This is a genomic window from Nocardiopsis sp. RV163, from assembly GCF_001029525.1.
In the GTDB taxonomy this organism is placed as follows: Bacteria; Actinomycetota; Actinomycetes; order Streptosporangiales; family Streptosporangiaceae; genus Nocardiopsis; species Nocardiopsis dassonvillei.
The window spans coordinates 1-24,836 of the sequence record NZ_LEKI01000074.1; the positions used below are offsets into that span (position 1 = coordinate 1).

General features: G+C 72.7%; 23 protein-coding genes. 9 read left to right on the forward strand and 14 right to left on the reverse strand.

Annotated elements, in window-relative coordinates; translation table 11 throughout:
- Positions 1–1,550 (forward strand): FAD-dependent oxidoreductase (locus tag ABD54_RS14570; protein WP_047870019.1); only part of this gene is annotated, 1,550 nt, incomplete at its 5' end.
- 286 nt (positions 1,551–1,836) lie between these two features.
- Here the strand turns inward: ABD54_RS14570 and ABD54_RS14575 are convergent.
- The 4 genes from ABD54_RS14575 to ABD54_RS14590 all read right to left on the reverse strand — a co-directional run bounded on the left by ABD54_RS14575 (position 1,837) and on the right by ABD54_RS14590 (position 6,591).
- Entirely contained in the window at positions 1,837–2,847 is a 1,011-nt protein-coding gene (locus tag ABD54_RS14575; RefSeq protein WP_047870020.1) for a DUF5914 domain-containing protein, read from the reverse strand.
- 50 nt (positions 2,848–2,897) lie between these two features.
- Positions 2,898–3,875 carry a phytoene/squalene synthase family protein gene (locus tag ABD54_RS14580; RefSeq protein ID WP_047870021.1) on the reverse strand — a complete coding sequence of 326 codons (978 nt, stop codon included), beginning with the start codon at positions 3,873–3,875 and terminating at the stop codon, positions 2,898–2,900.
- Positions 3,872–5,332 carry a phytoene desaturase family protein gene (gene crtI / locus ABD54_RS14585; protein ID WP_047870022.1) on the reverse strand — a complete coding sequence of 487 codons (1,461 nt, stop codon included), beginning with the start codon at positions 5,330–5,332 and terminating at the stop codon, positions 3,872–3,874. Before crtI ends, ABD54_RS14580 begins: the two co-directional genes overlap by 4 nt.
- 116 nt (positions 5,333–5,448) lie before the next feature.
- A complete protein-coding gene (locus ABD54_RS14590) occupies positions 5,449–6,591 on the reverse strand; it encodes a polyprenyl synthetase family protein (RefSeq protein ID WP_047870023.1) in 1,143 nt (380 codons plus the stop codon).
- A gap of 178 nt (positions 6,592–6,769) precedes the next feature.
- On the opposite strand from ABD54_RS14590, the gene ABD54_RS14595 reads away from it, so the two are divergent.
- From ABD54_RS14595 to ABD54_RS14625, 7 genes are all read left to right on the forward strand, one after another.
- Positions 6,770–7,291 (forward strand): MarR family winged helix-turn-helix transcriptional regulator, encoded by a 522-nt coding sequence (locus tag ABD54_RS14595; RefSeq protein ID WP_047870024.1) that lies wholly within the window; start codon positions 6,770–6,772, stop codon positions 7,289–7,291.
- 366 nt (positions 7,292–7,657) lie between these two features.
- Positions 7,658–9,214: a BCCT family transporter gene (locus tag ABD54_RS14600; protein WP_047870025.1), complete on the forward strand. Its 1,557-nt coding sequence runs from the start codon at positions 7,658–7,660 to the stop codon at positions 9,212–9,214.
- 30 nt (positions 9,215–9,244) lie between these two features.
- Positions 9,245–9,718, forward strand: a complete 474-nt coding sequence (locus tag ABD54_RS14605) for an Hsp20/alpha crystallin family protein (RefSeq protein WP_047870026.1) — start codon at positions 9,245–9,247, stop codon at positions 9,716–9,718.
- 162 nt (positions 9,719–9,880) lie between these two features.
- Complete coding sequence (locus ABD54_RS14610; protein WP_047870027.1) at positions 9,881–10,507, forward strand: copper chaperone PCu(A)C; 627 nt, start codon at positions 9,881–9,883, stop codon at positions 10,505–10,507.
- Positions 10,507–11,712, forward strand: coding sequence for a Dyp-type peroxidase (locus tag ABD54_RS14615; RefSeq protein WP_047870028.1), 1,206 nt, complete (start codon positions 10,507–10,509; stop codon positions 11,710–11,712). The genes ABD54_RS14610 and ABD54_RS14615 overlap by 1 nt, the downstream gene beginning before the upstream one ends.
- 183 nt (positions 11,713–11,895) lie before the next feature.
- Positions 11,896–12,456, forward strand: a complete 561-nt coding sequence (locus ABD54_RS14620) for a hypothetical protein (RefSeq protein WP_047870029.1) — start codon at positions 11,896–11,898, stop codon at positions 12,454–12,456.
- Positions 12,457–12,874: 418 nt separating this feature from the next.
- Positions 12,875–13,567: a sigma-70 family RNA polymerase sigma factor gene (locus tag ABD54_RS14625; protein ID WP_047870030.1), complete on the forward strand. Its 693-nt coding sequence runs from the start codon at positions 12,875–12,877 to the stop codon at positions 13,565–13,567.
- Positions 13,568–13,657: 90 nt separating this feature from the next.
- Here the strand turns inward: ABD54_RS14625 and ABD54_RS14630 are convergent, their stop codons facing one another.
- The 6 genes from ABD54_RS14630 to ABD54_RS14655 all read right to left on the reverse strand — a co-directional run bounded on the left by ABD54_RS14630 (position 13,658) and on the right by ABD54_RS14655 (position 19,905).
- The gene (locus tag ABD54_RS14630; protein WP_047870031.1) at positions 13,658–14,992 is read right to left on the reverse strand and encodes a pitrilysin family protein; all 1,335 of its coding nucleotides are present in this window, start codon (positions 14,990–14,992) and stop codon (positions 13,658–13,660) included.
- A 113-nt stretch (positions 14,993–15,105) separates the two neighbouring features.
- A complete protein-coding gene (locus ABD54_RS14635; RefSeq protein ID WP_047870032.1) occupies positions 15,106–17,409 on the reverse strand; it encodes a polyribonucleotide nucleotidyltransferase in 2,304 nt (767 codons plus the stop codon).
- A 303-nt stretch (positions 17,410–17,712) separates the two neighbouring features.
- Complete coding sequence (gene rpsO, locus ABD54_RS14640; protein WP_047870033.1) at positions 17,713–17,982, reverse strand: 30S ribosomal protein S15; 270 nt, start codon at positions 17,980–17,982, stop codon at positions 17,713–17,715.
- Positions 17,983–18,218: 236 nt separating this feature from the next.
- Positions 18,219–19,166 carry a bifunctional riboflavin kinase/FAD synthetase gene (locus ABD54_RS14645; protein ID WP_047870034.1) on the reverse strand — a complete coding sequence of 316 codons (948 nt, stop codon included), beginning with the start codon at positions 19,164–19,166 and terminating at the stop codon, positions 18,219–18,221.
- A 167-nt stretch (positions 19,167–19,333) separates the two neighbouring features.
- A complete protein-coding gene (locus ABD54_RS14650; RefSeq protein WP_047870035.1) occupies positions 19,334–19,618 on the reverse strand; it encodes a type II toxin-antitoxin system RelE/ParE family toxin in 285 nt (94 codons plus the stop codon).
- Positions 19,615–19,905 carry a type II toxin-antitoxin system Phd/YefM family antitoxin gene (locus ABD54_RS14655; protein WP_047870036.1) on the reverse strand — a complete coding sequence of 97 codons (291 nt, stop codon included), beginning with the start codon at positions 19,903–19,905 and terminating at the stop codon, positions 19,615–19,617. The genes ABD54_RS14650 and ABD54_RS14655 overlap by 4 nt, the downstream gene beginning before the upstream one ends.
- A 209-nt stretch (positions 19,906–20,114) precedes the next feature.
- On the opposite strand from ABD54_RS14655, the gene ABD54_RS14660 reads away from it, so the two are divergent.
- Positions 20,115–20,963, forward strand: coding sequence for an alpha/beta fold hydrolase (locus ABD54_RS14660; RefSeq protein ID WP_047870037.1), 849 nt, complete (start codon positions 20,115–20,117; stop codon positions 20,961–20,963).
- A 10-nt stretch (positions 20,964–20,973) separates the two neighbouring features.
- Here ABD54_RS14660 and truB read toward each other — a convergent pair whose 3' ends face one another.
- The 4 genes from truB to infB all read right to left on the reverse strand — a co-directional run.
- A complete protein-coding gene (gene truB, locus ABD54_RS14665; protein ID WP_047870038.1) occupies positions 20,974–21,861 on the reverse strand; it encodes a tRNA pseudouridine(55) synthase TruB in 888 nt (295 codons plus the stop codon).
- 54 nt (positions 21,862–21,915) lie between these two features.
- A complete protein-coding gene (rbfA, locus tag ABD54_RS14670; protein ID WP_047870039.1) occupies positions 21,916–22,359 on the reverse strand; it encodes a 30S ribosome-binding factor RbfA in 444 nt (147 codons plus the stop codon).
- A 2-nt stretch (positions 22,360–22,361) separates the two neighbouring features.
- Entirely contained in the window at positions 22,362–22,658 is a 297-nt protein-coding gene (locus ABD54_RS14675) for a DUF503 domain-containing protein (protein ID WP_047870040.1), read from the reverse strand.
- Positions 22,659–22,761: 103 nt separating this feature from the next.
- Positions 22,762–24,836 (reverse strand): translation initiation factor IF-2 (gene infB / locus ABD54_RS14680; protein WP_047870041.1); only part of this gene is annotated, 2,075 nt, incomplete at its 5' end.

Genomic DNA, 24,836 nt, shown 5'->3' on the forward strand with positions numbered 1-24,836 from the left:
CGACGGCGCGGGGCCTCCCGCCGACCGGCCCCGCGGCCGCCGGGAGGCCCCGCGCCGTCGTGGTCGGCGGCGGCATAGCCGGGCTGGCGGCGGCCTGCGCACTGGCCGAGCGGGACGTGGACGTGACGGTGCTGGAGCGCGAACCCTCGCTCGGGGGGCGACTGCGCGGCTGGGCAACGACGCTCTCCGACGGTTCGCCCGCGACCATGACCCGCGGGTTCCACGCGTTCTTCCGTCAGTACTACAACCTGCGCGCCCTGCTGCGCCGCGGCGACCCCGGGCTCGGCGCGCTGGTGCCGCTCACGGACTACCCGCTCGTGCACCGGGACGGGCCGCGCGACCGCTTCTCCGGGCTGCCCGCGACCCCGCCGTGGAACGCGGCCGTCCTGGCGGCGACCAGCCCCAGCTTCCCGGCGCGCGGCATGGCGCGGGTCAACCTGCCCGCGGCCCTGCAACTGTTCGACGTGGACGTGCCCGGCGTGTACGAGCGGCTCGACCACCTCAGCGCACGCGACCTGCTGGAGGCGGTGCGCTTCCCGCCCACTGCCAGGCACCTGGCCTTCGAGGTGTTCACCCGCAGTTTCTTCTCCGATCCCGGCGTGCTGTCGGCCGCCGAACTCGCGCTGATGTTCCACGTGTACTTCCTCGGCTCGTCCGAGGGTCTGGTGTTCGACGTGCCGGGCTCGCCGTTCCCGCAGGCGCTGTGGGACCCCCTGGAGCGCTACCTGGCCAAGCGCGGGGTACGGCTGTGGACCGGCGTGCAGGTCGAGGAGGTGAGCCGGGCACGGCAGGACGGGGAGCCGGAGCACCGGGAACAGCGGAGCCGCTTCACGGTGCGCGGACGCACGGCCGATGGCGAGGTCCTCGAGGAGGGCGCGGACGCCGTGGTGCTGGCCGCTGACCCGGCCGGAACCCGGGACCTGGTGGCGTCCTCACCGGGGCTGGGGGGACCGGACTGGCGCGGCCGGATGGCCCGGGTGCGCACGGCTCCCCCGTTCCTGGTGTCGCGCTACTGGCTGGACCGGCCGGTGCGCCCGCACCGGCCCGCCTTCCTGGGCACGGCGGGCTACCCCACCCTGGACAACATCAGCGTGCTGGAGCGGTACGAGGACGAGGCCTACGAGTGGACCCGGCGCACCGGCGGGTCGGTGGTGGAGCTGCACGCCTACGCACTGGATGAGGGGTGCGACCCCGAGCACGAGCGGCACCGGCTCTGGGAGCAGGCCGGGGCCGTCTACCCGGAGCTGCGCCGGGCACGCGCCGTGGACGCCCGGCACGAACTGCGCGCGGACTGCCCGCTTTTCGCGCCCGGCGGCCACCGGGACCGGTGCGGGGTGACCACGCCCGACCCGTTCGTGACGGTGGCGGGCGACCACGTGCGCACAGACCTGCCAGTGGCCCTCATGGAACGCGCCGCCACCAGCGGTCTGCTCGCGGCCAACGCCCTGCTGTCGCGGTGGGGGCGGCCGGGGCACACGGTGTGGACCGTGCCCCGGCGGGGCCGGTCGGCGCCGCTGCGGGGGCTCGCCCGGTGGTCGAGGACGTCCTAGGTGCGCCGACCACTGAGGTCGGTAACACCGGCCCCGCCCGACACAGACGAAGAGGGCCTCCGGTAACGGTGTGGATTGCGACATCCACCACCGGGCCGGAAGGCCCTCGGCCCCACACCACCCACGCCAACGCCGCACTCACGCCCGCTGGACGCCCGGCCCCGGCCCGCTGCGTCGTGGAGGACCAGTGGCCGCCGCGCCGGGCCGCCGCACGCTTCCGGACCAGCGCCACCACCGCCCAACGCCGGGCCCGGTCCAGAGAGCAGACCCCAGCCGGACCGGCGGCTCAGCCGGGCCAGCGGCCGGTGCTTCTGAGCAGGTACCGGCGCTCCGCGTAGTCCAGGTCGTCCTTCCACAGGCGCCGGGCGGCCATCCGCATCACGGGGCGCACGATCGGACCAGCCAGCTTGCGCGCCAGCAGGAAGCCGATCCGCTCCGAACTGGCCACGGTAGCCTCGATGATCGCCGTGCGCGGCACGCCCCTGTCGTCCACGCCCAGCGGGGTGGCGTGCGTCTCCACCACGCTGCCCAGGCCCTCGCCCTCGATGATGCGCATGACCACCGTGCGGGGGTCCGGGCAGCGGAACTCAGCGCGCACCGGCACGCCCCACCGGCCCGCCACCCGGAACCCCACGTCCACCACCATGCGGTCCGGGTCGGGGTCGGCTCCCTTGGGCACCTCGGTCACCTTCAGCCCCACGAACGAGTAGGGGTGGAACCAGGAGCCGTGCCAGGGGTCGAGCCGGTTGGCCACCACGTCCTCGGGTTCGCACCGCCCCGCCATGCTCTCCACCGCCACCAGGCTCCCGGGCAGCGCGGGGCGCTCGGGGACCACAGGCTCGTCCAGGGGTTCCTCACCGCCCTCCCGGTCCAGGCGCACCCACACCAGGATGCCGTCGTCGTGCACCGGGTAGGGGTCCCACCCGGGGAAGCCGCCGCCGTCCAGCGACAACCCGTGCCACCGGCACACCAGGCGCCCGGAGTCCACCGCGCCCCGGCACAGCGGCGCGCCCAGGTGCGGGCAGGCGCCCGGCCCCGCGTGCGCGGTCCCGTCCGGGGTGCGCCAGGCCACCAGCTCGGTTCCGGCCACGACGCGTCCGAACGGCCGGTCCGCGCGGACCTCGGTGCTCGCGGCCAGCACGAACCAGTTCCCCGAGGGCCGGGCGAGCGCGCGCTTGAGCGCCGACCCGATGACGGAGGGCGAACCCTCCCGCCAGGTCGGCTCCTGCTTCCTCCACGTGGTGGCGGGCATGCGGCGCAGGGGAAGCCGCCGCGGTCGCGGGTCGGGCAGTGTCACGGGGTCCTCCAGGTGCGTCGTTCGAGGGGTCGGGGGCGGACCGCGCGTCCTCAGCCGGTCCGCGGGCGCGGCACCCGGCCGTGCAGGGAGCGCGCGATCAGCGACCGCGCGAGGGCGGGTACGGCGGCGGCCGCCTTGCGGATGTCCGAGACGCGGTGCCGGACGCTCCACACGTCGTAGTCGGCCGCACGCACCTCGTCCAGGATCGCGCGGTAGAGCCGGAAGGCGGTCGCGACACACGGGCGCGCCACGGGGGAGAGCATCGCGATGCCCGGTTCGGCCCGCCGGTAGAAGCCCTGGTTGACCTCCACCAGGTCGGCGAGGGCCTCCCGCACGCGCGGGTGCTGCTCCCGGGTACGCGCGCACTGCTCCAGCAGCTCGCGGTCCACACCGTGCGCGGCCAGCGCCTCCTCCGGCAGGTAGACGCGGCCGCGCCGCAGGTCCTCGGCCACGTCCCGCAGGAAGTTGGTCAGTTGGAAGGCCTCGCCCAGCGCGGCGGCGTGCGGGGCCGCCTCCTCGCGCGGCGCCACCGTCCCCAGGACCGGCAGCACCTGGAGGCCGATCACCGCGGCCGAGCCGTACATGTACTCGCGCAGGTGCTCCAGGTCGCGGTAGCCGGCCACCGTCAGGTCCATGCGCATGGAGGCCATGAACGAGGTGAAGTAGGCGTGCGGCAGCTCGTAACGGTGGACCGTGTGCGCCAGGGCGGAGAGCACCGGCGCCGCCTCGGGGTCCCGGGCGGGTTCGCCGTCCAGGACTCGGGCCAGGTCTGCGTCGACGACGTCCAGGCGGGCGGTCTGGTCTGCGACCGTGGCGCCCGGCGAGGGCTCGTCGACGATGTCGTCCACCCACCGCGCGAAGCCGTACAGGGCGTGCACCCCGGGCCGGTGCTCGGGCGGCAGCACCCGCGTGGCCGTGTAGTAGGTGCGCCCGTGGTGGGCGTGCAGGGCCCGGCACCTGAGGTAGGCCTCCCGCAGCGGCCCGTCGGTGATCCCGGCCGCGTCGAGTTCGGCGGCTCCCGTGTTCATCGGCCTCCTCCGGTTCTGCGGACCACCTCGGCCGCGGCGAGCTTCCCGGAGATCAGCACGGTCGGCACGCCGACCCCCGGTGTGGTCCCGCACCCGGCCAGGACGGCGTTGGAGGTGCCGGGGACCGTGTTGCGCGGACGGAACGGCCCCGTCTGGGCGAAGGTGTGCGACAGCGAGAACGGCGTGCCGTGCGCGAGCCCCTGCCGCGCCCAGTCCGCCGGGGTGACCAGGTGCTCTGCCCGCACGGAGGCGTCCAGCCCTTCCAGCCCGCGGTCCTCCAGGACCCCTACCAGGCGGTCCCGGTAGCGCGGACCCTCGCGGTCCCAGTCGATGCGGCCCGCCGCCAGGTTGGGTGCCGGGGCGAGCACGTACAGCAGGTGGCGCCCCTCCGGGGCCAGCGACGGGTCGGTGAGGGTGGGCTGGGTGACCAGCAGGGAGGGATCGCTCATGGTGCGGCCCTCGCGGATGATCTCGGTGAAGGTGCGCTTCCACGCGGCGCCGAAGGAGATGGTGTGGTGGCCCAGCCGCTCCCAGGTGCGGTCGGTGCCCAGGTGCAGCACGACCGCCGAGGGCGAGTAGCGCGCGGCCACGGGGCGCCGGGGCCTGTGGCCGAGCAGCCGGTGCGCGGCGGGCAGGTCCGCGGTGAGCACCACCTGGTCGCAGGCCAGACGCTCGCCGTCCGCGGTGACGACGGCGCTGACGCGGTCGCCCGCGCGTTCCAGGCGCTCGACCTCCTGGCCGTAGCGGACGGATCCTCCGGCCTTGGTGATCGCGCCCGCGAGGGCTTCGCCCAGTGCGCGCATGCCTCCCCGGGGGAAGTACACCCCGGCGACGGTGTCCATGTAGGCGATGACGGCGTAGGCGGCCAGGGCGCTCTCCGGCGCCACCCCCGCGTACAGCGACTGGAAGGAGAAGATCCGGCGCAGCCGCTCGTCGCGCACGTGGCGGCCCACGGCCGGGGCCAGCCTGCCGAAGCCGCCCATCGCGGCGAGCCGGAAGAGGTCGGGTCGGACCAGGTCCAGCGGGGACCGGAACCGGGCGTCGATGAACGAGCGCATCTCCACCCGGTACAGCCGGGTGAGCCAGTCGCGCAGCCGCAGGTAGCCGTCGGCCTCGCGCTGCCCGGCGACCCGGGCTACCTCGGCGGCCATCGCCTCGCGCTCGGTGTGCACGTCGATCACCGAACCGTCGGCGAAGGAGGCGCGGTAGGCGGGGCTGAGGGGCACCAGGTCCAGCCGGTCGGCCACGGTCTCCCCGACCGCGCCCAGTGCCTCGTCGAGGAGTTCGGGCATGGTGAGCACCGTGGGGCCGGTGTCGATCCGGTAGCCGTCCAGGTCGAGCCGGCCCGCGCGCCCGCCCGGGTGCGCCTCGCGCTCGACCACGACGACCTCGCGCCCCGCACCCAGCAGGTGCAGGGCGCAGGCCAGGCCGGACAGGCCCGCGCCCACGACGACCACGGGCCCGCGTCCGCGGGGCACCGGGCCGGAGGGGGGCGGGGCCGACGGCTCGGGGGTCTGCTCAGGCAAGGTGGTGCTCCTCTTCGGTGTTACGGATACCTTCCCCGCCCGGCGTGTCACACACGGTCACGGGCGATCCGGGAGGCCAGGCTTCCCAGTCCCTCCAGGACGTGGGCGGGCGCGTCGAGCCCGTCCAGGCGCGTCCGGCCCTGTTCGGCGAGCTCACGGCACCTGGCTCCGACCAGGTCGCGCGCGCCGAGGCGGTCCAGCGCGTCGGCCGCCTCCGCGGGGTCCACTTCCTCGCCGGGCAGGCCGATCCGGTCGAGCAGCCGCAGCGCGGCGTCGTCCCCGCGCTCGCGGGCCAGGCGGGTGCCGGTCACGAGAAGCAGCGTGCACTTGCCCTCGCGGATGTCCTCGCCCACGGGCTTGCCGGTCCGGGAACTGTCCCCGTAGACGCCGAGCAGGTCGTCCCTGAGCTGGAAGGCGATGCCCACGTCCCTGCCGTAGCCGCGCAGGGCCCCCACCGCCGCCGGGTCGGCCCCGGCCATCGCCGCGCCCAAGTGCAGGGGGCGTTCGACGCTGTAGGAGGCCGTCTTGAGGAGGTCCACGCGCAGGGCGGCCTCCTCCGAGCGCTCCCGGCGCGCCTGGGCGCGCACGTCGAGGAACTGCCCGGCCATGATCTCGGTGCGCAGGTCACGCCACACGGCCCGGGCCCGGCCCGGCTCGGGCACGCCCGGCAGTGCCTCGTTGAGCATGTCGTCGGCCCAGACCAGTGCCAGGTCACCCACGAGGACGGCCAGCGCCTCCCCGTACCGGCGGGAGTCGCCTACGTGGCCGTCCCGCTCGTGTTGGAGGGCGTGCGCGGCGTGCACCGAGGGGCGGCCCCGGCGGGTCGGCGAGCCGTCCATGACGTCGTCGTGGACGAGCGCGCAGGTCTGGACGAGTTCGACCGCGGCGCAGGCCTGGCGGGCGGCGCGGGCCGTCTCCCCCGAGGGGGTGCCTCCGCCCGCGAGCCAACCCCACCAGGCGAGCAGGGGCCGCATACGCTTGCCGCCGTCCAGGGTGAAGCGGACGGTCGTGCCGGCCAGGTCCCGGCCGAACTCTCCGTCGAGGTCCTCCGAGTCGCGGAGCCTGCGCTCCAGGTACTCCTTGAGCGCTCCCTCCAGGGCGGAGCGCTCGTCGGCGACTCCGGCCTCCGGCGGGCGCGGGTGCCTGTGGGTGTTCAAGATGGGATTGACGGTGTCCTCCCCGGGTAGCATCCGGACAATGCAACTCGGTTTCCATGAATCTTGGCAACCGAACTACTTCCCCCTCTGCGAGGGTCAAACCCTTCTCCGGTGGAGGGGTGCGCCTCCCTGGGAGGGTTCGTGCGTCCCGGTGGCGCTTAGAATTCCAGGAACGGCCGGAGCCACCGGCCACGAACGCGAGAGAGGAACCATGGACACCGCGTCGGCCGCATCCTCTCCCACCGGCTTCGAAGGGTCCGGAACCGCGGATCCCGAGGTCAGGTCGCGGGCCGAACTCTACGACGCGTTGCAGACCGACGGGCAGCGACTCGCCGTACGGCTCATCCGCATGCTGCACCGGATGGCGGAGCACTCGGGGATGAACCCGACAGACTTCCAGTGCTACACGCTGCTGCGCGTGGGCGGTTCCATGACGCCGGGCGAGATCGCCGACAGCCTGTGCCTGTCCACCGGTTCGGTGACCGGGGTGATCGACCGCCTGGAGGCGCACGGCCTGGCCGAGCGCACCCGCCACCCCGAGGACCGGCGCAAGGTCGCCGTCCGGCTGACCGATGACGCCGCGCGGCTGGGCCCCGCCACCGCGCCCGGTATGCGCGAGGCGATGACGGCCGCGCACACCGACTACTCGCTGGAGGAGCTGGCCACGATCACGGACTGGCTGGACCGGATCGGCACGGCTCTGGACCGGCTGTCCGCCAAGACGGAGCCGTGAGTCCGAAGAGGCGGTGGTCGCGGCCGTGAGCACGGCACCCGCAGGGGACGAGCGGAAAGGGGTGACTTCCCTTACCCCGATAAGTGGGGACATATGCGGTCATGTGTCCGGTCAGGGCCCATAGCACCGCAAGGGATGTTTCACCGTCCGTAGGACAACACTCCACGATTGTGCAGTTGCTTCACGAAAAGGCTTCTGGCGTCTACCATCCCACGGGACATGTCCGTGGGCCGGTGCCAGCACCGGCCCGTCATCCCCCGACCAGGGACAGCGACCCTCCGGGGCTGGGAAGGAGCCAGCATCTCATCCCTACGCGAGTACATCCGAGAACACACCAACCCCACGGTCTTCGGGGTTTCCGGGGTCGTGATCCTCACCTTCGTCATCGTCGGCATCGTGGCCACCGAGCCGATGCTGAACGCGGCCACCGCCACGCGCGACTGGATCGGCGAGAAGCTGGGCTGGGTCTACGTCCTGTCCACCACCTTCTTCCTGGTGATGGCGGTCTTCCTCATGCTGAGCCGGTTCGGGAAGATCCGGCTGGGCCCGGCCGACTCAAGACCCGAGTTCGGGACACTGGCCTGGTTCGCCATGCTGTTCACCACCGGCATGGGTATCGGTCTGGTGTTCTGGGGAGTGTCGGAGCCCATCCACCACCTGACCTCGCCGCGCTCGGCCGAGTTCGTCACCCCCGAGGGTGAACCGCCCCCGCCCGAAGCGGCGGGCGAGGCCCTGGCCCTGAGCTACTTCCACTGGAGCTTCCACCCCTGGGCCATCTACATCGCGCTCGGCCTGTCGCTGGGCTACTTCGCCTTCCGCAAGGGCCTGCCCCTGCGCCCCGCCTCCGCCCTCTACCCCCTCCTGGGCGACAGGGCCTTCGGCTGGCCCGGGAACGTCGTGGACATCCTCGCCATCTTCGGCACGATCTTCGGGCTGGCCACCTCACTGGGCCTGGGCACCCTCCAGATCAACGGCGGGCTCAACCACGTCTTCGGCATCCCCTCGAACTCCACCGTGCAGTCGCTCATCATCATCTTCATCACCGCGATCGCGCTGCTCAGCGTGCTCTCGGGCATCGACAAGGGCATCCGCCGACTGTCGATGATCAACCTGTGGCTGGCCTTCCTGCTGCTGGTGGTCGTCTTCGCGCTCGGCCCCAAGCTGTGGATCGCCAGCATCATGACCACGGGCGCGGGCGAGTACCTGGGCAACATCGTCGAGTGGAGCCTGGCCTTCCCGAGCCCGCTCGTCGACGAGACGGCGGCGGCCTGGACCACCGCGTGGCCCATCTTCTACTGGGGCTGGTGGATCTCCTGGGCCCCGTTCGTGGGCATCTTCCTGGCCCGGATCTCCTACGGCCGCACCATCCGCGAGTTCGTCATCGGAGCGCTCTTCGCCCCCGTCGCCGTTTCCATCCTGTGGTTCGGGGTGTTCGGCGGCTCCGGCCTGTACTACGAGCTGTTCGGGGACGCCGGACTGAGCGCGCTGAGCGAGGAGGACCGGTCCTTCCGCCTCCTGGAACTGCTGCCCGGGGGACCGCTCATCGGCGGCATCATCTCCGTGCTGCTGATCATCGTGGTGGCGGTCTTCTTCATCACCTCCTCCGACTCCGGCTCCCTGGTGGTGGACACGCTCGCCAGCGGCGGGAGCCTCAAGCCGGTCAAGGCCCATCGAGCCTTCTGGGCGATCAGCGAGGGCGCGGTCACCCTGATCCTGCTGGTACTGGGCGGGGAGAACGCGCTGTCGGCGCTCCAGGCCGCGTCGGTGGTCACCGGGCTGCCCTTCGCTATCATCCTGCTACTCATGGTCTGGGGCCTGATGAAGGCGCTGTCGGAGGAACCCAGGCCCGGAGGCCCCAGGGAGCAGCGCGCCGAGGACCGGCCCCGGTCCGACCGCTCCCCGGAGAAGCAGGCGCGCGACTAGCTCCCGTCAGCACGAGGAAAGGAGGCCGCCGTGGCGCCGAAGAAGTTCCAGAACCCCTTCCACGGTGTGGTGGACATGATCACCGAGATGAACCGCATCTCCGACAGCATGTCCTCGATGGAGACCGGCAACGCCGGTGAGCGCGAGCGCGGGCACGCCGACGCGTGGAGCCCGCCCACCGACATCCTCGCCCGGGGCAACGACCTGATCGTCCGCTGCGAGGCACCCGGGGTCCAGGAGCAGGACGTGGCCGTGAGCCTGAACAACGGCATCCTCACCATCAGCGGCGAACGCCGACGCGACGGGGACGACGTCATCTACTACTCCTCCGAGAGGTTCATGGGCACGTTCCGCCGGGAGATCAGCCTCCCGGAGGCCGTGGACGAGGAGGACATCGAGGCCAGCTACGGCGAGGGGCTGCTGGAGGTGGTGGTGCACGGCGCCGCCAACGCCCGCGGGCCCAAGCGCATCGCCGTCCGCAAGCGGACGCCGAAGAGGTCCTAACCATCCCCGACGGGGCGGGTCCGGCACGGCCGGGCCCGCCCCGTCGGCGTGCGCCGACCGTTTGTGGCGCAGGGCACCCGGACGCCGGGAACCGGACGGCCCCGCGATCCGACCCGTAGGGGGAACGGCCGCGAGAACGCGGCTCGTACCCCCGGAGGGAACATGGACCGCATCCACACCAGCCGTACCGCATGGGCCGCCTCACTGCTCTGCCTCGGCCTCGCCCTCACCGCCTGCGGCGGGGCGGAGGAGCAGGGCGCCGCCCCTGCGGAGGAGGCCGCCGACAGCGCTGCGACCGCCGCCGACGCCTTCTCCGTGACCGACCCCTGGATCAAGGCCGTCACCGCCGAGGAGGGGATGACCGGCGTCTTCGGCGTGCTGGCCAACGGCTCCGACGAGGAGATCACCGTCGTCTCGGCCGACTACGACGCGGCCGGGCTGGTCGAACTGCACGAAGTCGTCTCCGAGGGGACCGACGCCACCATGCGCGAGAAGGAGGGCGGGTTCTCGATCCCCGCCGGGGGCAGCGCCGCTTTGGAGCCCGGCGGCGACCACATCATGCTCATGGAGCTGGCCGAGGACCTCCGACCGGGAGCCGAGGCGATCGTCACCGTGGAGTTCTCCGACGGCTCCACCACCGAGTTCACCGCCCCGATCAAGGACTACGCCGGGGCCAACGAGGAGTACGAGGGCGGCCACGGCGAGGGGCACGGCGACGGGGAGCACGGCTCCGGGGCAGAGGACGGGGGCGGCGAGGCCCACGGGGACGAAGGGCACGGGGACCACTGATGGGCGGCGAGTCCCGGCTCAGCCGCAGAGGACTGCTCCTGGGCGGCGCGGCGGCCGGTGCCGGGGCCGCCGGGGGCGCGCTCGCCCACCGGTGGGCCGCGGAACCCGCCGCGGCCCCCCAGGCGCCCCCGCTCAACGGCACGCTGACCGTGCCGTTCCACGGCGTACGGCAGGCGGGCGTGGAGACCCCGCCCCAGACGCACGGCACCTTCGTCGCGCTGGACCTGGAACCGGGGACGGACGCGGACGCGGTCGGCCGGCTCCTGCGGCTGCTCAGCGACGACGCGGCCCGCCTGTCCCGGGGCGAGCCCGCCCTGGCCGACACCGAGCCCGAACTCGCCCTGGTCCCGGCCCGGCTCACCACCACGTTCGGGTTCGGGCGGGGTCTGGTGGAGCGGGTGGACCCCGACGCGGTGCCGGACTGGCTCGGACCCCTGCCCGAGTTCGGGCACGACCGGCTCGACCCGGCCTGGGGCGAGGCGGACCTGCTGCTCCAGGTGTGCGCGGACGACCCCGTGACCGTCTCCCACGCGGTGCGGATGATGCTCAAGGACGCGCGGGCCTTCGCCCGGGCGCGGTGGACGCAGAGCGGGTTCCGCCGGGCCCACGGCTTCCAGCCCGAGGGCACCAGCATGCGCAACCTGATGGGGCAGGTGGACGGGACGGTCAACCCGGCGCCGGGAACCGGGGACTTCGACCGGCTGGTCTGGGGCGGGAACCCGCCGCAGTGGCTCAAGGGGGGCACGAGCCTGGTGCTGCGCCGCATCGCCACCCACCTGGACACCTGGGACGAGCTGGACCGGCCCGCCCGGGAGGCGGTCATCGGCCGCCGCCTGGACAACGGCGCGCCGCTGACCGGTGCCGAGGAGCACGACGAGGCGGACCTGGAGGCCACGGACGCCTCCGGGCTGACCGTCATCGCGGACTTCGCGCACATCAGACGGGCCCGCACCGACGACCCGGACCAGCGGATCTTCCGACGCGCCTACAACTACGACGAGCGCGGCTCGGGCGGTGAGGAGGCGGGGCTGCTGTTCGCCTCCTTCCAGGCCGACCCGCTGCGCCAGTTCGTGCCCATCCAGCGGAGCCTGGACGAGCTGGACCTGCTCAACGAGTGGGTGACCGCCGTGGGCTCGGCCGTGTTCGCCGTCCCGCCGGGCTGCGCGGAGGGAGGGTACGTGGGGCAGACCCTGCTGGAGGGGTGAGGCGCCCCGGGCCCCGGGACGCGGGGCCCTGCGGAGGGACCGCCGAGCAGGCGGACGGGGCGGGAGGCCCCGGCCCCGGAGGCCGCGTCCGGTCTCCGGGGCCGTACGGGGGCGCTTCGGCGCGGACGACCGCTCGGCCCACCCCCCTGGGCGGGGGCCGGGGACAAGTGCGACGATGAACCCATGACGGAGCGGACACCCCTGCGCGCGGCCCGCGCCGGGGTGTTCGCCTCGGTGTGCTCCGCCGTGTCCGTAGGCGGCCACGCGCTGTCCTCCGAGCACGCCGTCCCCTTGGGCGGGCTGCTCGTCGGCGCCGCCCTGGTCTACGCCTTCGCGTGGGCCGCGACCGGCCGCGAGCGCGGACTCGGCGCGATAGCCGGATGGATGGCGTGGGGCCAACTGGCCCTGCACCTGGTCTTCTCCACGGCCCAGGCGGCGGGCGCCCACGGCGCCCACGCGGCCGATCCCGCCGCCGTCGAGGCCGCCTCGGGCGGCGCCCGGATGCTCGTCGCCCACCTCGTGGCGGGCGCCGTGTGCGCCTGGTGGCTGCGCCAGGGCGAGGCGGCGCTCTTCGCCTACCTGCGCCTGGCCGCCGCCGCGCTGCTGCCCGTCCTGGCGCTCACGGTCCCGCGGCTGGTGCCTGAGCGGGTGCCCTCGGCCCCGCTCCCCGAGCCCGGTACGCCCGCCCCGGCAGCACCCTACCTACGGCACAGCCTGGTCCTACGGGGGCCGCCCGCGGCGTAGGCCGTGTTCGACCGCGCCCTCGGCCGCCGCGCGGCGGCCGGCGTCCGCGAACACGCGCCGGGCCGCTGACCCGGCCCCTGCCCGCACCCGCGCCACCAGTGCGCCTTGCGCCCCGACGAGCGCGCTGCGCGGGGGACGGTTCCGAGCCGTCCTCGCACCGCGCCGCGTCCCCCCGAGGAAAGGCCGCGCGGTCCCGGCTCCGTCCGGGCGGACACGGGTGTCCGGGTCAGCGCCTTCACGCCGCGTCCTCCGCCCCGCCGCGCCTCCGCGCGTGCGTCCGGAGGCGTGTCCGGTCCCCGCGTGCCCGGGACCGGTCCCCCGTCGGGGACCGGCCGCGCACGCTCCCGTCACCGCGCGCACCACCGCCCGAGGCCACCGGCCGACGGGCCGCTGGTGCACGCCGGAACCCGGAGCACCGATGCCCGCAGACACCGTCTTCCAGGAGCAGCGCCCGGCTCGGGCGCGCCGTTCCCGCCCCGACCGCCCGATCCGCCGTCCGCGGCGCGACCACCGCACCGACCCGCCGAGGTACCCCGAAGCGGACGAACCCGCCCGTTCGCAGGAGTCCCGGCAAGCGGAGGAACGCGGACGCGAACGGGACGGAGAACTCGACCGGCTGGCGCTCGCCGCCCGCGAGGGCTCGGCCGCCGCGCTCGACGCGTTCGTCCGGCGCACCCGTCCCGACGTCGCCCGCTACATCGCCCGCAGGGTCCACCCCGACCGCGTCGAGGAGCTGAGCCAGGAGACCTACCTGCGTGCCCTGCGCGGCCTGCCGCGCTTCGCCGGGCGCGCCCCCGCGAGGACCTGGCTGCTGGCCATCGCCCGCAACACGGTCGCCGACCGCTACCGCCGCGACGCGGCCCGCCCCGACTGCGTACACCCCGCCGACTGGGACCTGCTGCCCGGCCCGACCGTCCGGTTCGACGAGCACGTGGCCCTGCTGTGCCTGCTGGACGGCCTCACGGCCGAACGGCGGCAGGCGTTCGTACTCACCCAGGTGGAGGGCCTGTCCTACGCCGAGGCCGCCCGGCTGGCCGACGTGCCCGTGGGCACGATCCGTTCGCGGGTCGCCCGGGCCCGCGGGGACCTGGTGCGCGGGCTCACCGCCTGAGGGCGGAACGCGACGGCCCCGGGCCGCTCCGCGTGCGCGGAGCGGCCCGGGGCCGTGTACGTCTCGGCGGCGCCGTTCCCTGCCAGCCGGTCAGAAGACCCGGTCGGCCGCGTAGGGGCCGATCACGGCCAGCGCGCGCGGCCTCGACAGCAGGTCGGCGGCCACCTCGGCCACCTCCGCGCCGGTGACCGCGTCGAACAGCGCCAGGCTCTCGTCGATCGAGTGGTGTCCGGGCCGGTTCAGCTCGTGCGAGAGCAGCCGCCCCATCCGCGCGTTGGTGCCCTCGCTGCCCAACACCAGCGAGCCCTGGATCTGGCCCTTGGCGCGGGTCAGTTCCTCCTCGGTGATGCCCGAGGCGGCCACCTTCGCCAGCTCCTCGCGGCACACCGCGATGACCTCGTCGGCCTTCTCCGGCAGGCAGCCCGCGTAGATCTGGAAGCTGCCGGTGTCGGCGTAGTCGGCGTTGTAGGCGTGCACCGCGTAGGCCAGACCCCGCTTCTCGCGCACCTCCTGGAACAGGCGCGAGGACATCCCCCCGCCCAGGGCGGCGCTGAGCAGCCGCAGCGCGTACCACCGCGGGTCGGTGCGGCAGAGCCCCTCCGACCCCAGGATGATGTGCGCCTGCTCGGTCTCGCGCGACTGCACGACCGTGCCGCCGTAGGTGGCGACCGGCGAGCCGCCGATGCGGGGGCGCGCGGGTCGGGCGTCCCCGGCGGCGGCCGAGTGCCCGGCGAACAGAGCCCGGACCCGCTCCACCACCAGGTCGTGGTCCAGGCTGCCCGCGGCGGTCACGATCAACTCGCCGGGCACGTAGGCGTCGCGGTACTGCTCGGCGATGCGGTCGCGGGAGAGCGCCTCGATGGTGTCGGCAGTGCCCAGGATCGGTCGGCCCAGCGGCGAGTCGCCGAAGAAGTGCGCGGCGAAGACGTCGTCCACCAGGTCGGCGGGCTCGTCCTCGTACATGGCGATCTCCTCCAGGATCACGCCCCGCTCGGTCTCCACCTCGCCCTCGTCGAGCACCGAGTTCGCCACCATGTCACCGATGACGTCGACGGCCAGCGGCAGGTCGCGGTCGAGCACCTTCGCGTAGTAGCAGGTGTGCTCCTTGGTGGTGTACGCGTTGTGGTCGGCGCCCACACCGTCCAGCAGCGCGGAGATCTCCAGCGCCGAGCGCTCCTTGGTCCCCTTGAACAGCAAGTGCTCCAGGAAGTGCGCCGAGCCCGCGTGCGCGGAGTCCTCGTCACGGGAGCCCGTAGTCGCCGAGATCCCGAACGCGGCGGAGCGCACACCCGGCACGGCCTCGGTGACCACGCGCAGGCCGCCCGGCAGCACCGTGCGGCGCACCAGTCCGGTACCGCCGTCCGGCTCCAGCAGCGTCACGGTCGTGTCCGGGTCCTGCTCGGCGGCGATGGGGACAGAACTCATGGATCCTTCTTCTTCGTCGGGACGTCGGTGGCCGGTCCACCCGGCGGTTCCGGCCGAGGATACGCGCCGGGGCGGCCGCACCCAAGGTGCGACCGCCCCGGCGTCAGTCAGGATCAGGTGTTCTCCGAACGCCCGCCCGAGCTGCGGCGGCGGCGACGGCGCGGGGCCTCCCCGCCGTTCTTGTCGCCGTCCTCCTCCTCGGCCGGGGAGCCCTCGTCCTCGGCGGCGGGGGCGGCCTGGGCAGACTCGGCCTCCACCACCTCGACCGGGACCAGCGACAGCTTGCCGCGGTCGTCGATCTCGCGGATCTCGACCTGGATCTTCTCGCCGATACTGATCACGTCGTCGAGGTTCTCGATCCGCTTGCCGCCGTGCAGCTTGCGGATCTGCGAGATGTGCAGCAGGCCGTCCTTGCCGGGCAGCAGCGACACGAACGCGCCGAACGTGGTCGTCTTGACGACGGTGCCCAGGTAGCGGTCGCCGACCTCGGGCATCGTCGGGTTCGCGATCTGGTTGATCGTGTCCCGCGCGGCCTCGGCCGAGGGGCCGTCGGTGGCGCCGATGTAGATCGTGCCGTCGTCCTCGATGGTGATCTCGGCGCCGGTGTCGTCCTGGATCGAGTTGATCATCTTGCCCTTGGGGCCGATGACCTCGCCGATCTTCTCCACCGGGACCTTGACGGTGAGGATGCGCGGAGCGTTCGGGCTCATCTCGGCCGGACGCTCGATGGCCTCCTGCATGACGTCGAGGATGGCCAGGCGCGCGCCGCGGGCCTGCTGGAGCGCGAGCGCCAGCTGCTCGGCGGGGATGCCGTCGAGCTTGGTGTCCAACTGCAGGGCCGTGATGAGCTCACGGGTACCGGCGACCTTGAAGTCCATGTCGCCGAACGCGTCCTCGGCGCCCAGGATGTCGGTGAGGGTGACGAACTCGTCGCCCTCGCTGATCAGGCCCATGGCGATGCCCGACACCATCTCCTTGAGGGGCACGCCGGCCGCCATCAGGGACATGGTGGAGGCGCAGACCGAGCCCATCGAGGTGGAGCCGTTGGAGCCCAGTGCCTCCGACACCTGACGGATGGCGTAGGGGAACTCCTCGCGGGCGGGCAGGACCGGGAGCAGGGCGCGCTCGGCGAGGGCGCCGTGCCCGATCTCGCGCCGCTTGGGCGAGCCCACCCTGCCGGTCTCACCGGTGGAGTAGGGCGGGAAGTTGTAGTTGTGCATGTAGCGCTTGGTCTTGTCCGGGTTGAGCGTGTCAACCGTCTGCTCCATGCGCAGCATGTTGAGCGTGGTGACACCCATGATCTGGGTCTCGCCTCGCTCGAAGAGCGCCGAGCCGTGCACCCGCGGCAGGATGCCGACCTCGGCGCTCAACTGGCGGATGTCCTTGGGGCCGCGGCCGTCGATACGGATCCCGTCGCGCAGCACGCGCTCGCGCATGAGCTGCTTGCTCAGGGAGCGGAAGGCTGCGCCGATCTCCTTCTCGCGGCCCTCGAAGTCCTCGGCGAGCTTCTCGGCGGCCGAGGCCTTGACCCGGTCCAGCTCGGCCTCGCGGTCCTGCTTGTCCGCGATGGTCAGCGCCTTGGACAGCTCCTCGCGGACGGCTCCCTCGACGGCGGCGTACGCGTCGTCCTCGTAGTCGAGGAAGATCGGGAACTCGCCCTGCTCGCGGCTGGTCTGGTCGGCGACGGCCTGCTGGGCCTTGCACAGGACCTTGATGAAGGGCTTGGCGGCCTCCAGGCCCTCGGCGACGGTCTGCTCGTTGGGGCCGACGGCCCCCTCGGCGACCAGCTTGAGGGTGCGGACCGTGGACTCGGCCTCCACCATCATGATGGCGACGTCGCCGTCGGCCAGGACGCGGCCGGCGACCACCATGTCGAAGGTGGCGTTCTCCAGCTCGGCGTGGGTCGGGAAGCCCACCCACTGGCCGTCGATGAGGGCGACGCGCACGCCGCCGATCGGGCCGGAGAAAGGCAGCCCGGCGATCTGGGTGGACATCGAGGCCGCGTTGATGGCGACGACGTCGTACAGGTGCTCGGGGTGCAGGGCCAGGATCGTCTCGACGATCTGGATCTCGTTGCGCAGGCCCTTCCTGAACGACGGGCGCAGCGGCCGGTCGATCAGGCGGCAGGTGAGGATGGCGTCCTCGGAGGGACGGCCCTCACGCCGGAAGAAGGAGCCGGGGATGCGGCCCGCGGCGTACATGCGTTCCTCGACGTCCACCGTCAGGGGGAAGAAGTCGAGGTTGTCCTTGGGGCGCTTCGAGGCGGTGGTGGCGGACAGGACGACGGTCTCGTCGTCCAGGTACACCGTGGCCGACCCGGCGGCCTGGCGGGCCAGGCGGCCGGTCTCGAAGCGGATGGTACGGGTGCCGAAGGAGCCGTTGTCGATGACGGCTTCGGCCGAGTACACGCCCTCCATGGGCGACCTCCTACTACACGTGTTCGCGTTCGTGGCGCCGGACACGGAAGGCGTGCCGGCGCTGGTGATTCGTTTCCCGCGTCCGTGCCCCGGAGTTGATGACGGCCGGTCATCGATCGAAGCCCACGGCAAGCCCTGAGGGAATGTCCGGGGACCACTACCGAGGACCGGCCCCGACTCTGCGCCGGGGTGGGGAGCGGGTGGTTCTCACTGTGGAATTGGGGTGGACGGCGGTGTTCGACCACCGTCGCGTCACACCTTACTAACAAAGCGGGAGCGGCCGAAGCCACTCCCGCCGACAACCTAGCGGCGCAGACCCAGGCGCTCGATGAGCGAGCGGTAGCGGGTGATGTCCTGCTTGGCGACGTACTTGAGCAGACGGCGGCGGCGACCGACCATCAGCAGCAGACCGCGGCGGCTGTGGTGGTCGTGCTTGTGGCCCTTGAGGTGCTCGGTCAGCTCGGTGATGCGGTGCGTGAGCAGCGCGACCTGGACCTCGGGGGAACCGGTGTCACCCTCGCCGGTGGCGTACTCGGCGATGATCTTCTCTTTGGTGGCGGTGTCGATCGACACGTCGCTCCTTCACTGGAAAGTCGGTACGCGGTGTGGAACCCGGTAAGCGACCGGGAACAGACGCGGTGACCGCGCGTACGAACAGTCACCGTCGCGTGTGGTGCGCGCGGCCCGCCGCCGACGGCGTGGGTGCGCCGCGCTCCCCCGGAAACGGTACGCGCGGAGGCGGCCGGCCGTGGGCACACGTGGACAGCGACCACCCTACCGCAGACCACGGGGTGGCGGGCCGCGGCCGCCTACTCAGCGCTCAGGAGGTCGCGGCACAGGTCCACGTCCACACGCATACGCGCGATGAGGTCGTCGATGTTTTCGAAGCGCACCTGACCTCGGATGCGCACAGTGAAGTCCACCGTCATGCGCAGCCCGTACAGGTCCAGGTCCTCGCGGTCCAGGGCGTAGGCCTCCACGGTGCGCTCGGCGCCGTCGAACGTGGGGTTGGTGCCCACGGAGATGGCGGCCGGCCAGCGCGACTCCTCCCCTGGGACCTCGACGGCGCGGTCGAGCCAGCCCGCGTAGACGCCGTCGCCGGGGACGGCGGTGTCGGGGAGCAGGTCCATGTTGGCGGTGGGGAAGCCCAGCAGCTCGCGGCCGCGGGCGGCACCATGCACGACCTCGCCCCCGACCCGGTGCGGGCGGCCCAGCAGCTCGGCGGCCCCGGCCACGTCGCCCTCGGCGAGCAGCCCGCGCACGCGCGTGGAGGTGATGGTGTCGCCGTCCGCGACCAGGGCGACCCCGTCGGCGGTGAAGCCGTACTCGGCGCCCAGCGCGCCCAGCGCGGCGACGTCGCCCGCGGCGCGGTGGCCGAAGCGGAAGTCCTCGCCCACGACCACGGCCGCGGCGTGCAGGCGGTCGACCAGGACGCGCTGGACGAACTCCTCCGGGGTCAGGGAGGACAGGTCCTTGGTGAAGGGCAGGACGCACACGGCGTCGGCGCCGTACTCAGTCAGCAGCTCCACCCGCCGCTCCAGGGGGGTGAGCACAGGCGGGGTGGTGCCGCGCAGCACCGTCTGCGGGTGGGGGTCGAAGGTCACCACGGTGACGGGGAGGCCGAGTCCGCGCCCGTGCCCGACCGCGGTCTCCAGGATGGCCTGGTGGCCACGGTGCACCCCGTCGAACACGCCGACCGCCACCACCGAGCGTCCCCACCCGGAGGGAACGCCCTCCAGCCCGTCCCATCGCCGCACGTCCGGCTCCCCTGCTCGTCGCTGCTCGTGGTCCGCGCGGAGCCCGTGGCGCCCAGCGCGCCCGGAACCCGCACGAACCAAGGGTGCCACGTCCGCGGGCCCCCCACTGACACGAGGGTCGTGTGGCCCAGCACACGCCGAGCCGCCGCTCCGGCGGATCCCGAAGGTCAGCGCCCGCCGGAGCAGCGGTAGGCGTCGGCCCGCCCCCGAATGTCGCAGACGACGATGACGTTCTCGTCGTCGTCTACGCCGAATCGGATTCTGTAAGTGGCACGGCGGGCGACCCAGTCCTGACCGTAGGGGGGATTGAGTCGTTTCCCCACTTTGCGAGGGTTCTCCCCGAGGTCTCCCCGGATCAGCTCCCATGCCGCCGCGGCCGCCTTGTCGGACAAAGTCTCGAACAGGGCACGGCGCGCGGTACGGGTCAGGACGATTTCGTACTGGTCGCTCACGTTCCCGTCTCCCGGCGCGCCCGTTCTCGCATGGGCTCGGCCATCTCGTCACCGGTTACCACGTCTGCGCGTTCGCACTCCTCCTTGGCCCGGGCCAGACTCGCCTGCTCCTCCGGACTGTCCAGAAGGGCGAAGGTCTCCGTCGTCGACTCGTAGTCGTCCACGGAGATCACCACGGCACTGGGCCTGCCGTTGCGGGTGATGGTGACGGCGCCGTGCGTTCTCTCCACCTCGTCGACGATCTTGGACAGGTTGTTTCTGGCCTCAGCCAGCGGAAGCATCGTCATGGCGTGGATTCCAGCCAATCGCCTCGCGGGTTGTACATCACTCACGCCAGCTCGCCCTCTTCCTGCGGCGGTTCCGGGAAGCCGCGTCGTCAGGGAGGAACTGGAGGACGCGGGGCTCCGCCGCGGCTGAGGCCCGGGCGCGCGCCCGGCCGCTGCGCCCCCGGCGGAGCCGGGTTGGCACACGTGCGCGGGGCGGTTACCGTGCACCGATGGCGATGATCGACACGGGTACGACCCGACTGGCGTACGACGAGGCCGGTTCCGGTCCCGCGATCGTTTTCGTGCACGCCGGTGTGGCCGACCGGCGCATGTGGGACCACCAGTTCACCGAGTTCGCCAAGACCCACCGGGTGGTCCGCTACGACTGGCGCGGCCGCGGCGGCTCCGCCGACCACGAGGGCCCCGTCGACCACCACGAGGACCTGCTGGCCCTCATGGACGCCCTGGAGATCGACCGGGCGACCCTGGTCGGCGCGTCCTTCGGGGGCGCCTACTGCGTGGACGCGGCGCTGGCCGCCCCGGAGCGGGTGGAGGCCCTGGCCCTGGTCTGTCCGGGGATGTCCGGGCACGAGTGGCCGGAGGTCTTCGTGCGCGAGGCGCGCAAGATGGTGCTGGGCGCCGTCCCCCACGAACGCCTGGAGGTGTACCGGGCGGGACGCGCCGATCCCGACCCCGGGGACGTGGCGGCGATGGCCGAGGCCCAGGCCCGGTTCATGGTGCTGGGCCCCGGGCGGGTGCCCGAGGACCTGCCGACGGAGGCCTGGGACCTGGTACTGCTCATGCTGCGCGAGATGTTCGCCCGCGAGTGGTCCGGGCCGGTCGCCGCCACCCGCTGGCCGGAGCGGCCCGCCAACGACCGTCTCGGCGAGATCGCCGTGCCGACGCTGGTGGTGAAGGGGCTGTCGGAAATCGCCCAGGTGCGGGGGGTCGCGGACCTGTACGCCGGGGGCGTGCCCGGGGCGCGGCTGCTGGAGATGCCCGACACCGGCCACCTGCCGTCCGTGGAGCGCCCCGGCGAGCTGACCTCGGCCCTCGCCCGGTTCCTGGGGACCGCCTGACCGGGCGGGGTCAGGCGGGTTCGAAGACCACCACGGGCTTCATGTGGTCGCGGCGGTTCTCCCCCAGGGCGACGACGCGGCCGTCCGGGGCGAAGAGGCCGACCGGGCCGCTTCCGGACCCGTCCGGGCCGATCCGGTTGCCGTGCCGGATCCGCCGCTCCTCGTCCTCGCTCAGGGCGCGCGCCGGGAAGGCCGCGGCCACGGCCTCGGCCAGCGGGACCTGTGTGAACTCCTCGGCCAGCTCGTCCAGCGTGCGCGCACGGGACAGGTCGTAGGGTCCCACCCTGGTGCGCCGCAGCGCCGTCAGGTGCCCGCCCACGCCCAGGTCGGCGCCCAGGTCACGGGCAAGCGAACGGATGTAGGTGCCGCTGGAGCAGGTGACGGCGGCGTCCACGTCCACGAACCCCCCGTCGGATTCGGAGACACGGCGCACGTCGGTGACCGTGAACTCCGAGACGGTGACCGTGCGGGCCTTGAGGGCCACCTCCTTGCCCTCACGCGCCGACTTGTAGGCACGCTTGCCGTCCACCTTGATCGCGCTGACCTGCGGCGGAACCTGTTCGATCCGACCCGTGAGCCTGCCGACGGCGGCTCGCACGGCCTCCTCGCCGACCCCGGAGGCGTCCGTGCGCACGAGGGGCTCGCCCTCCGCGTCGTCGGTGTTGGTCGTCAGGCCGAGCCGGATCGTCGCCTCGTAGACCTTCTCCGTCAGGGTCAGGTGGCCCAGGAGCTTGGTGCCCTTGTCGATGCCCAGCACCAGGACCCCGGTGGCCATCGGGTCCAGGGTGCCCGCGTGGCCGACCCTGCGGGTGCGCGCGAGCCCGCGCGTTTTGGCGACCACGTCGTGCGAGGTCCAGTCGGCGGGCTTGTCGACGACCACGACGCCGCTCTCGGCCATGGTGCTCCCTCGTGGTGAAGGGCGGCGGCGCGGTCCGCGCCGCCGCCGGGGGTGTTACTCGTCCTCGTCACGCTCGTCCTCGCGGGGCGCCCGGTAGGGGTCGGCCTCGCCCGCGGGCTCGGCGCCGCTGGCCCTCGCGGCCAGCTCCGCGTCCGACTGGCGGGCCCTGAGCAGCAGTTCCTCGATGTGCTGGGCGTTCTCCTGCACCTCGTCGACGACGAAGGCCAGGCTCGGCGTGTGCCGGATACCGGTCTGGCGTCCCACCTCGCTGCGGATCACGCCCTTGGCGCTCTCCAGGGCGGCGGCGGAGGCGGCCTTCTCGTCCGGGGTGCCGAACACCGTGTAGTACACCGTGGCGTCCCGCAGGTCGGCGGTGATGCGCGCGTCGGTCACGGTGACGAATCCCAGGCGCGGGTCCTTGATGCGCCGGTCCAGCATCTCGGCGACGATGCGCTGGATGCGGTCGGCGATCTTGCGCGCGCGTGCGGCGTCAACCATCGTCAGTCTTCCTCTTCGTTGAAGAGCCGCTGCCTGGCGGAGAGCAGCTCCAGTTCGGGGCGGCCCGCGACGAAGCCCTCGCAGGAGTCCATCAGCTCCCGGGCGTGCGCCGCCGTCGGCGCGACCACGGCGACGCCGATCTTGGCCCGGCGGTACAGGTCCTGGTCGCCCGCCTCGGAGACCGAGACGGAGAACTTGCGGCGCAGTTCGGAGACGACGGGTCGGACCAGCGAACGCTTCTGTTTGAGCGAGTGGACGTCACCGAGAAGGACGTCCAGGGTCAGCGCCCCAACGTACAAGTGATCACCTGTGGTGTGTGGAGTCGTCGGCCGCTGTCGGCGGCGTGAAACACGGGGCCCCGGCCGCACGGCCGGGGCCCCGTCTGGTCATGCTCCGCGAGGATCAGTCGCGGGGCTTCTCCTGCATCTCGTACGTCTCGATGACGTCCTCGACACGCAGGTCGTTGTAGCCGACGCCGATACCGCACTCGAAGCCCTCGCGGACCTCGGTCGCGTCGTCCTTGAACCGGCGCAGGGAATCCACGTTGAGGTTCTCGGAGATGACGACCCCGTCGCGGATGAGCCGCGCCTTGGAGTTGCGGCGGATCAGGCCGCTGCGGACGATCGAACCGGCGATGTTGCCGATCCGCGGCACCTTGAAGACCTCGCGGATCTCCGCGCTGCCGAGCTGGACCTCTTCGTAGATCGGCTTGAGCAGACCCTTGACAGCGGCCTCGACCTCGTCGATCGCCTGGTAGATCACCGAGTAGTACCGGATGTCCACGCCCATGCGGTCGGCCAGCTCGCTGTTCTTGCCCTCGGGCCGAACGTTGAAGCCGACGATGATCGCCTCGGCGGAGGCCGCCAGGTTGATGTCGTTCTGCGTGATCGCACCGACACCGCGCCCGATGACCCGGATGCTCACCTCGTCGCCGCCGGCGTCGATCTTGAGCAGGGACTCCTCCAGCGCCTCGACGGAACCGGACATGTCGCCCTTGATGAGGAGGAGCAGCTCGGAGCGCTCGCCCTCCTTCAGGGCGTTCTGCCAGTTGTCGAGGGTGACCCGGCGGGCCGAGCGCGCCTGCTGGGCGAAGCGCTCGCGCGCCTCGCGCTGCTGGGCGATCTGCCGCGCCACCCGGTCGTCCTTGACGACCAGGAAGTTGTCACCGGCGCTGGGAACGTTGGTCAGACCCAGCACCTGCACCGGACGGGACGGCTCGGCGCTCTGCACGTTCTGGCCGTGCTCGTCGAGCATGGCGCGGACGCGGCCGAAGGCGTCGCCGCAGACGATCGAGTCGCCGACGTTGAGCGTGCCGCGCTGGACGAGCACCGTGGCCATGGAACCGCGACCGCGGTCCAGGTAGGCCTCGATGGCCAGGCCCTGCGCGTCCATCTCCGGGTTGGCCTGGAGATCGAGCGCGGCGTCGGAGGTCAGCACGATCGACTCGAGCAGGGCGTCGAGGTTGTCGCCCTTGAGCGCGGAGATGTCCACGAACTGGACGTCGCCGCCGTACTCCTCGGCCACCAGGCCGTACTCGGTGAGCTGCGCGCGGACCCGCTGCGGGTCGGCGCCCTCGACGTCGATCTTGTTGACCGCGACCACGATCGGCACCTCGGCCGCCTTGGCGTGGTCGATGGCCTCCGCCGTCTGCGGCTTGACGCCGTCGTCGGCCGCCACGACCAGCACCGCGATGTCGGTGACCTTCGCACCGCGGGCACGCATGGCGGTGAACGCCTCGTGACCCGGGGTGTCGATGAAGGTGATCTTGCGCTCTTCGCCGTCCACCTCGGTGGCGACCTGGTAGGCACCGATGTGCTGGGTGATACCGCCGGCCTCGCCGCTGACGACGTTGGTCTTGCGGATGGTGTCCAGCAGTCGGGTCTTACCGTGGTCGACGTGACCCATGACGGTGACCACCGGCGGACGCGGACGCAGGTCCTCCGCGGTGCCCTCGTTCTCACCGAACTCGATGGAGAAGGACTCCAGCAGCTCGCGGTCCTCGTCCTCCGGGCTGACGACCTCGATCCTGTACTTGAGCTCCTCGCCCAGCAGCATCAGGGTCTCGTCCGGAAGGGACTGGGTCGCGGTGACCATCTCACCCAGGTGCATCATCACCTGGACGAGCGACGCCGGGTTGACGTCGATCTTGTCACCGAAGTCCGACAGCGAGGCGCCGCGGGACAGGCGGATGGTCTGGTTGTTGCCGCTCGGGATCTTGACGCCGCCGAACGACGGGGCCTGGAAGTCGTGGAACTCCTGGCGCCGCTGCTTCTTGGACTTGCGGGCACGTCCGGGACGGCCGCCGGGGCGTCCGAACGCACCGGCCGTACCGCCGCCGCGACCGCGGCCGCCGGGACGGCCGCCGAAGCCGCCGGGACGACCGCCGCCGCCACCGACACCGCCGGGACGCGGACCGGAACCCGCGGGGGCTCCCCCGCGGGTTCCGGTCCGCGTCCCGGCGGTGTCGGTGGCGGCGG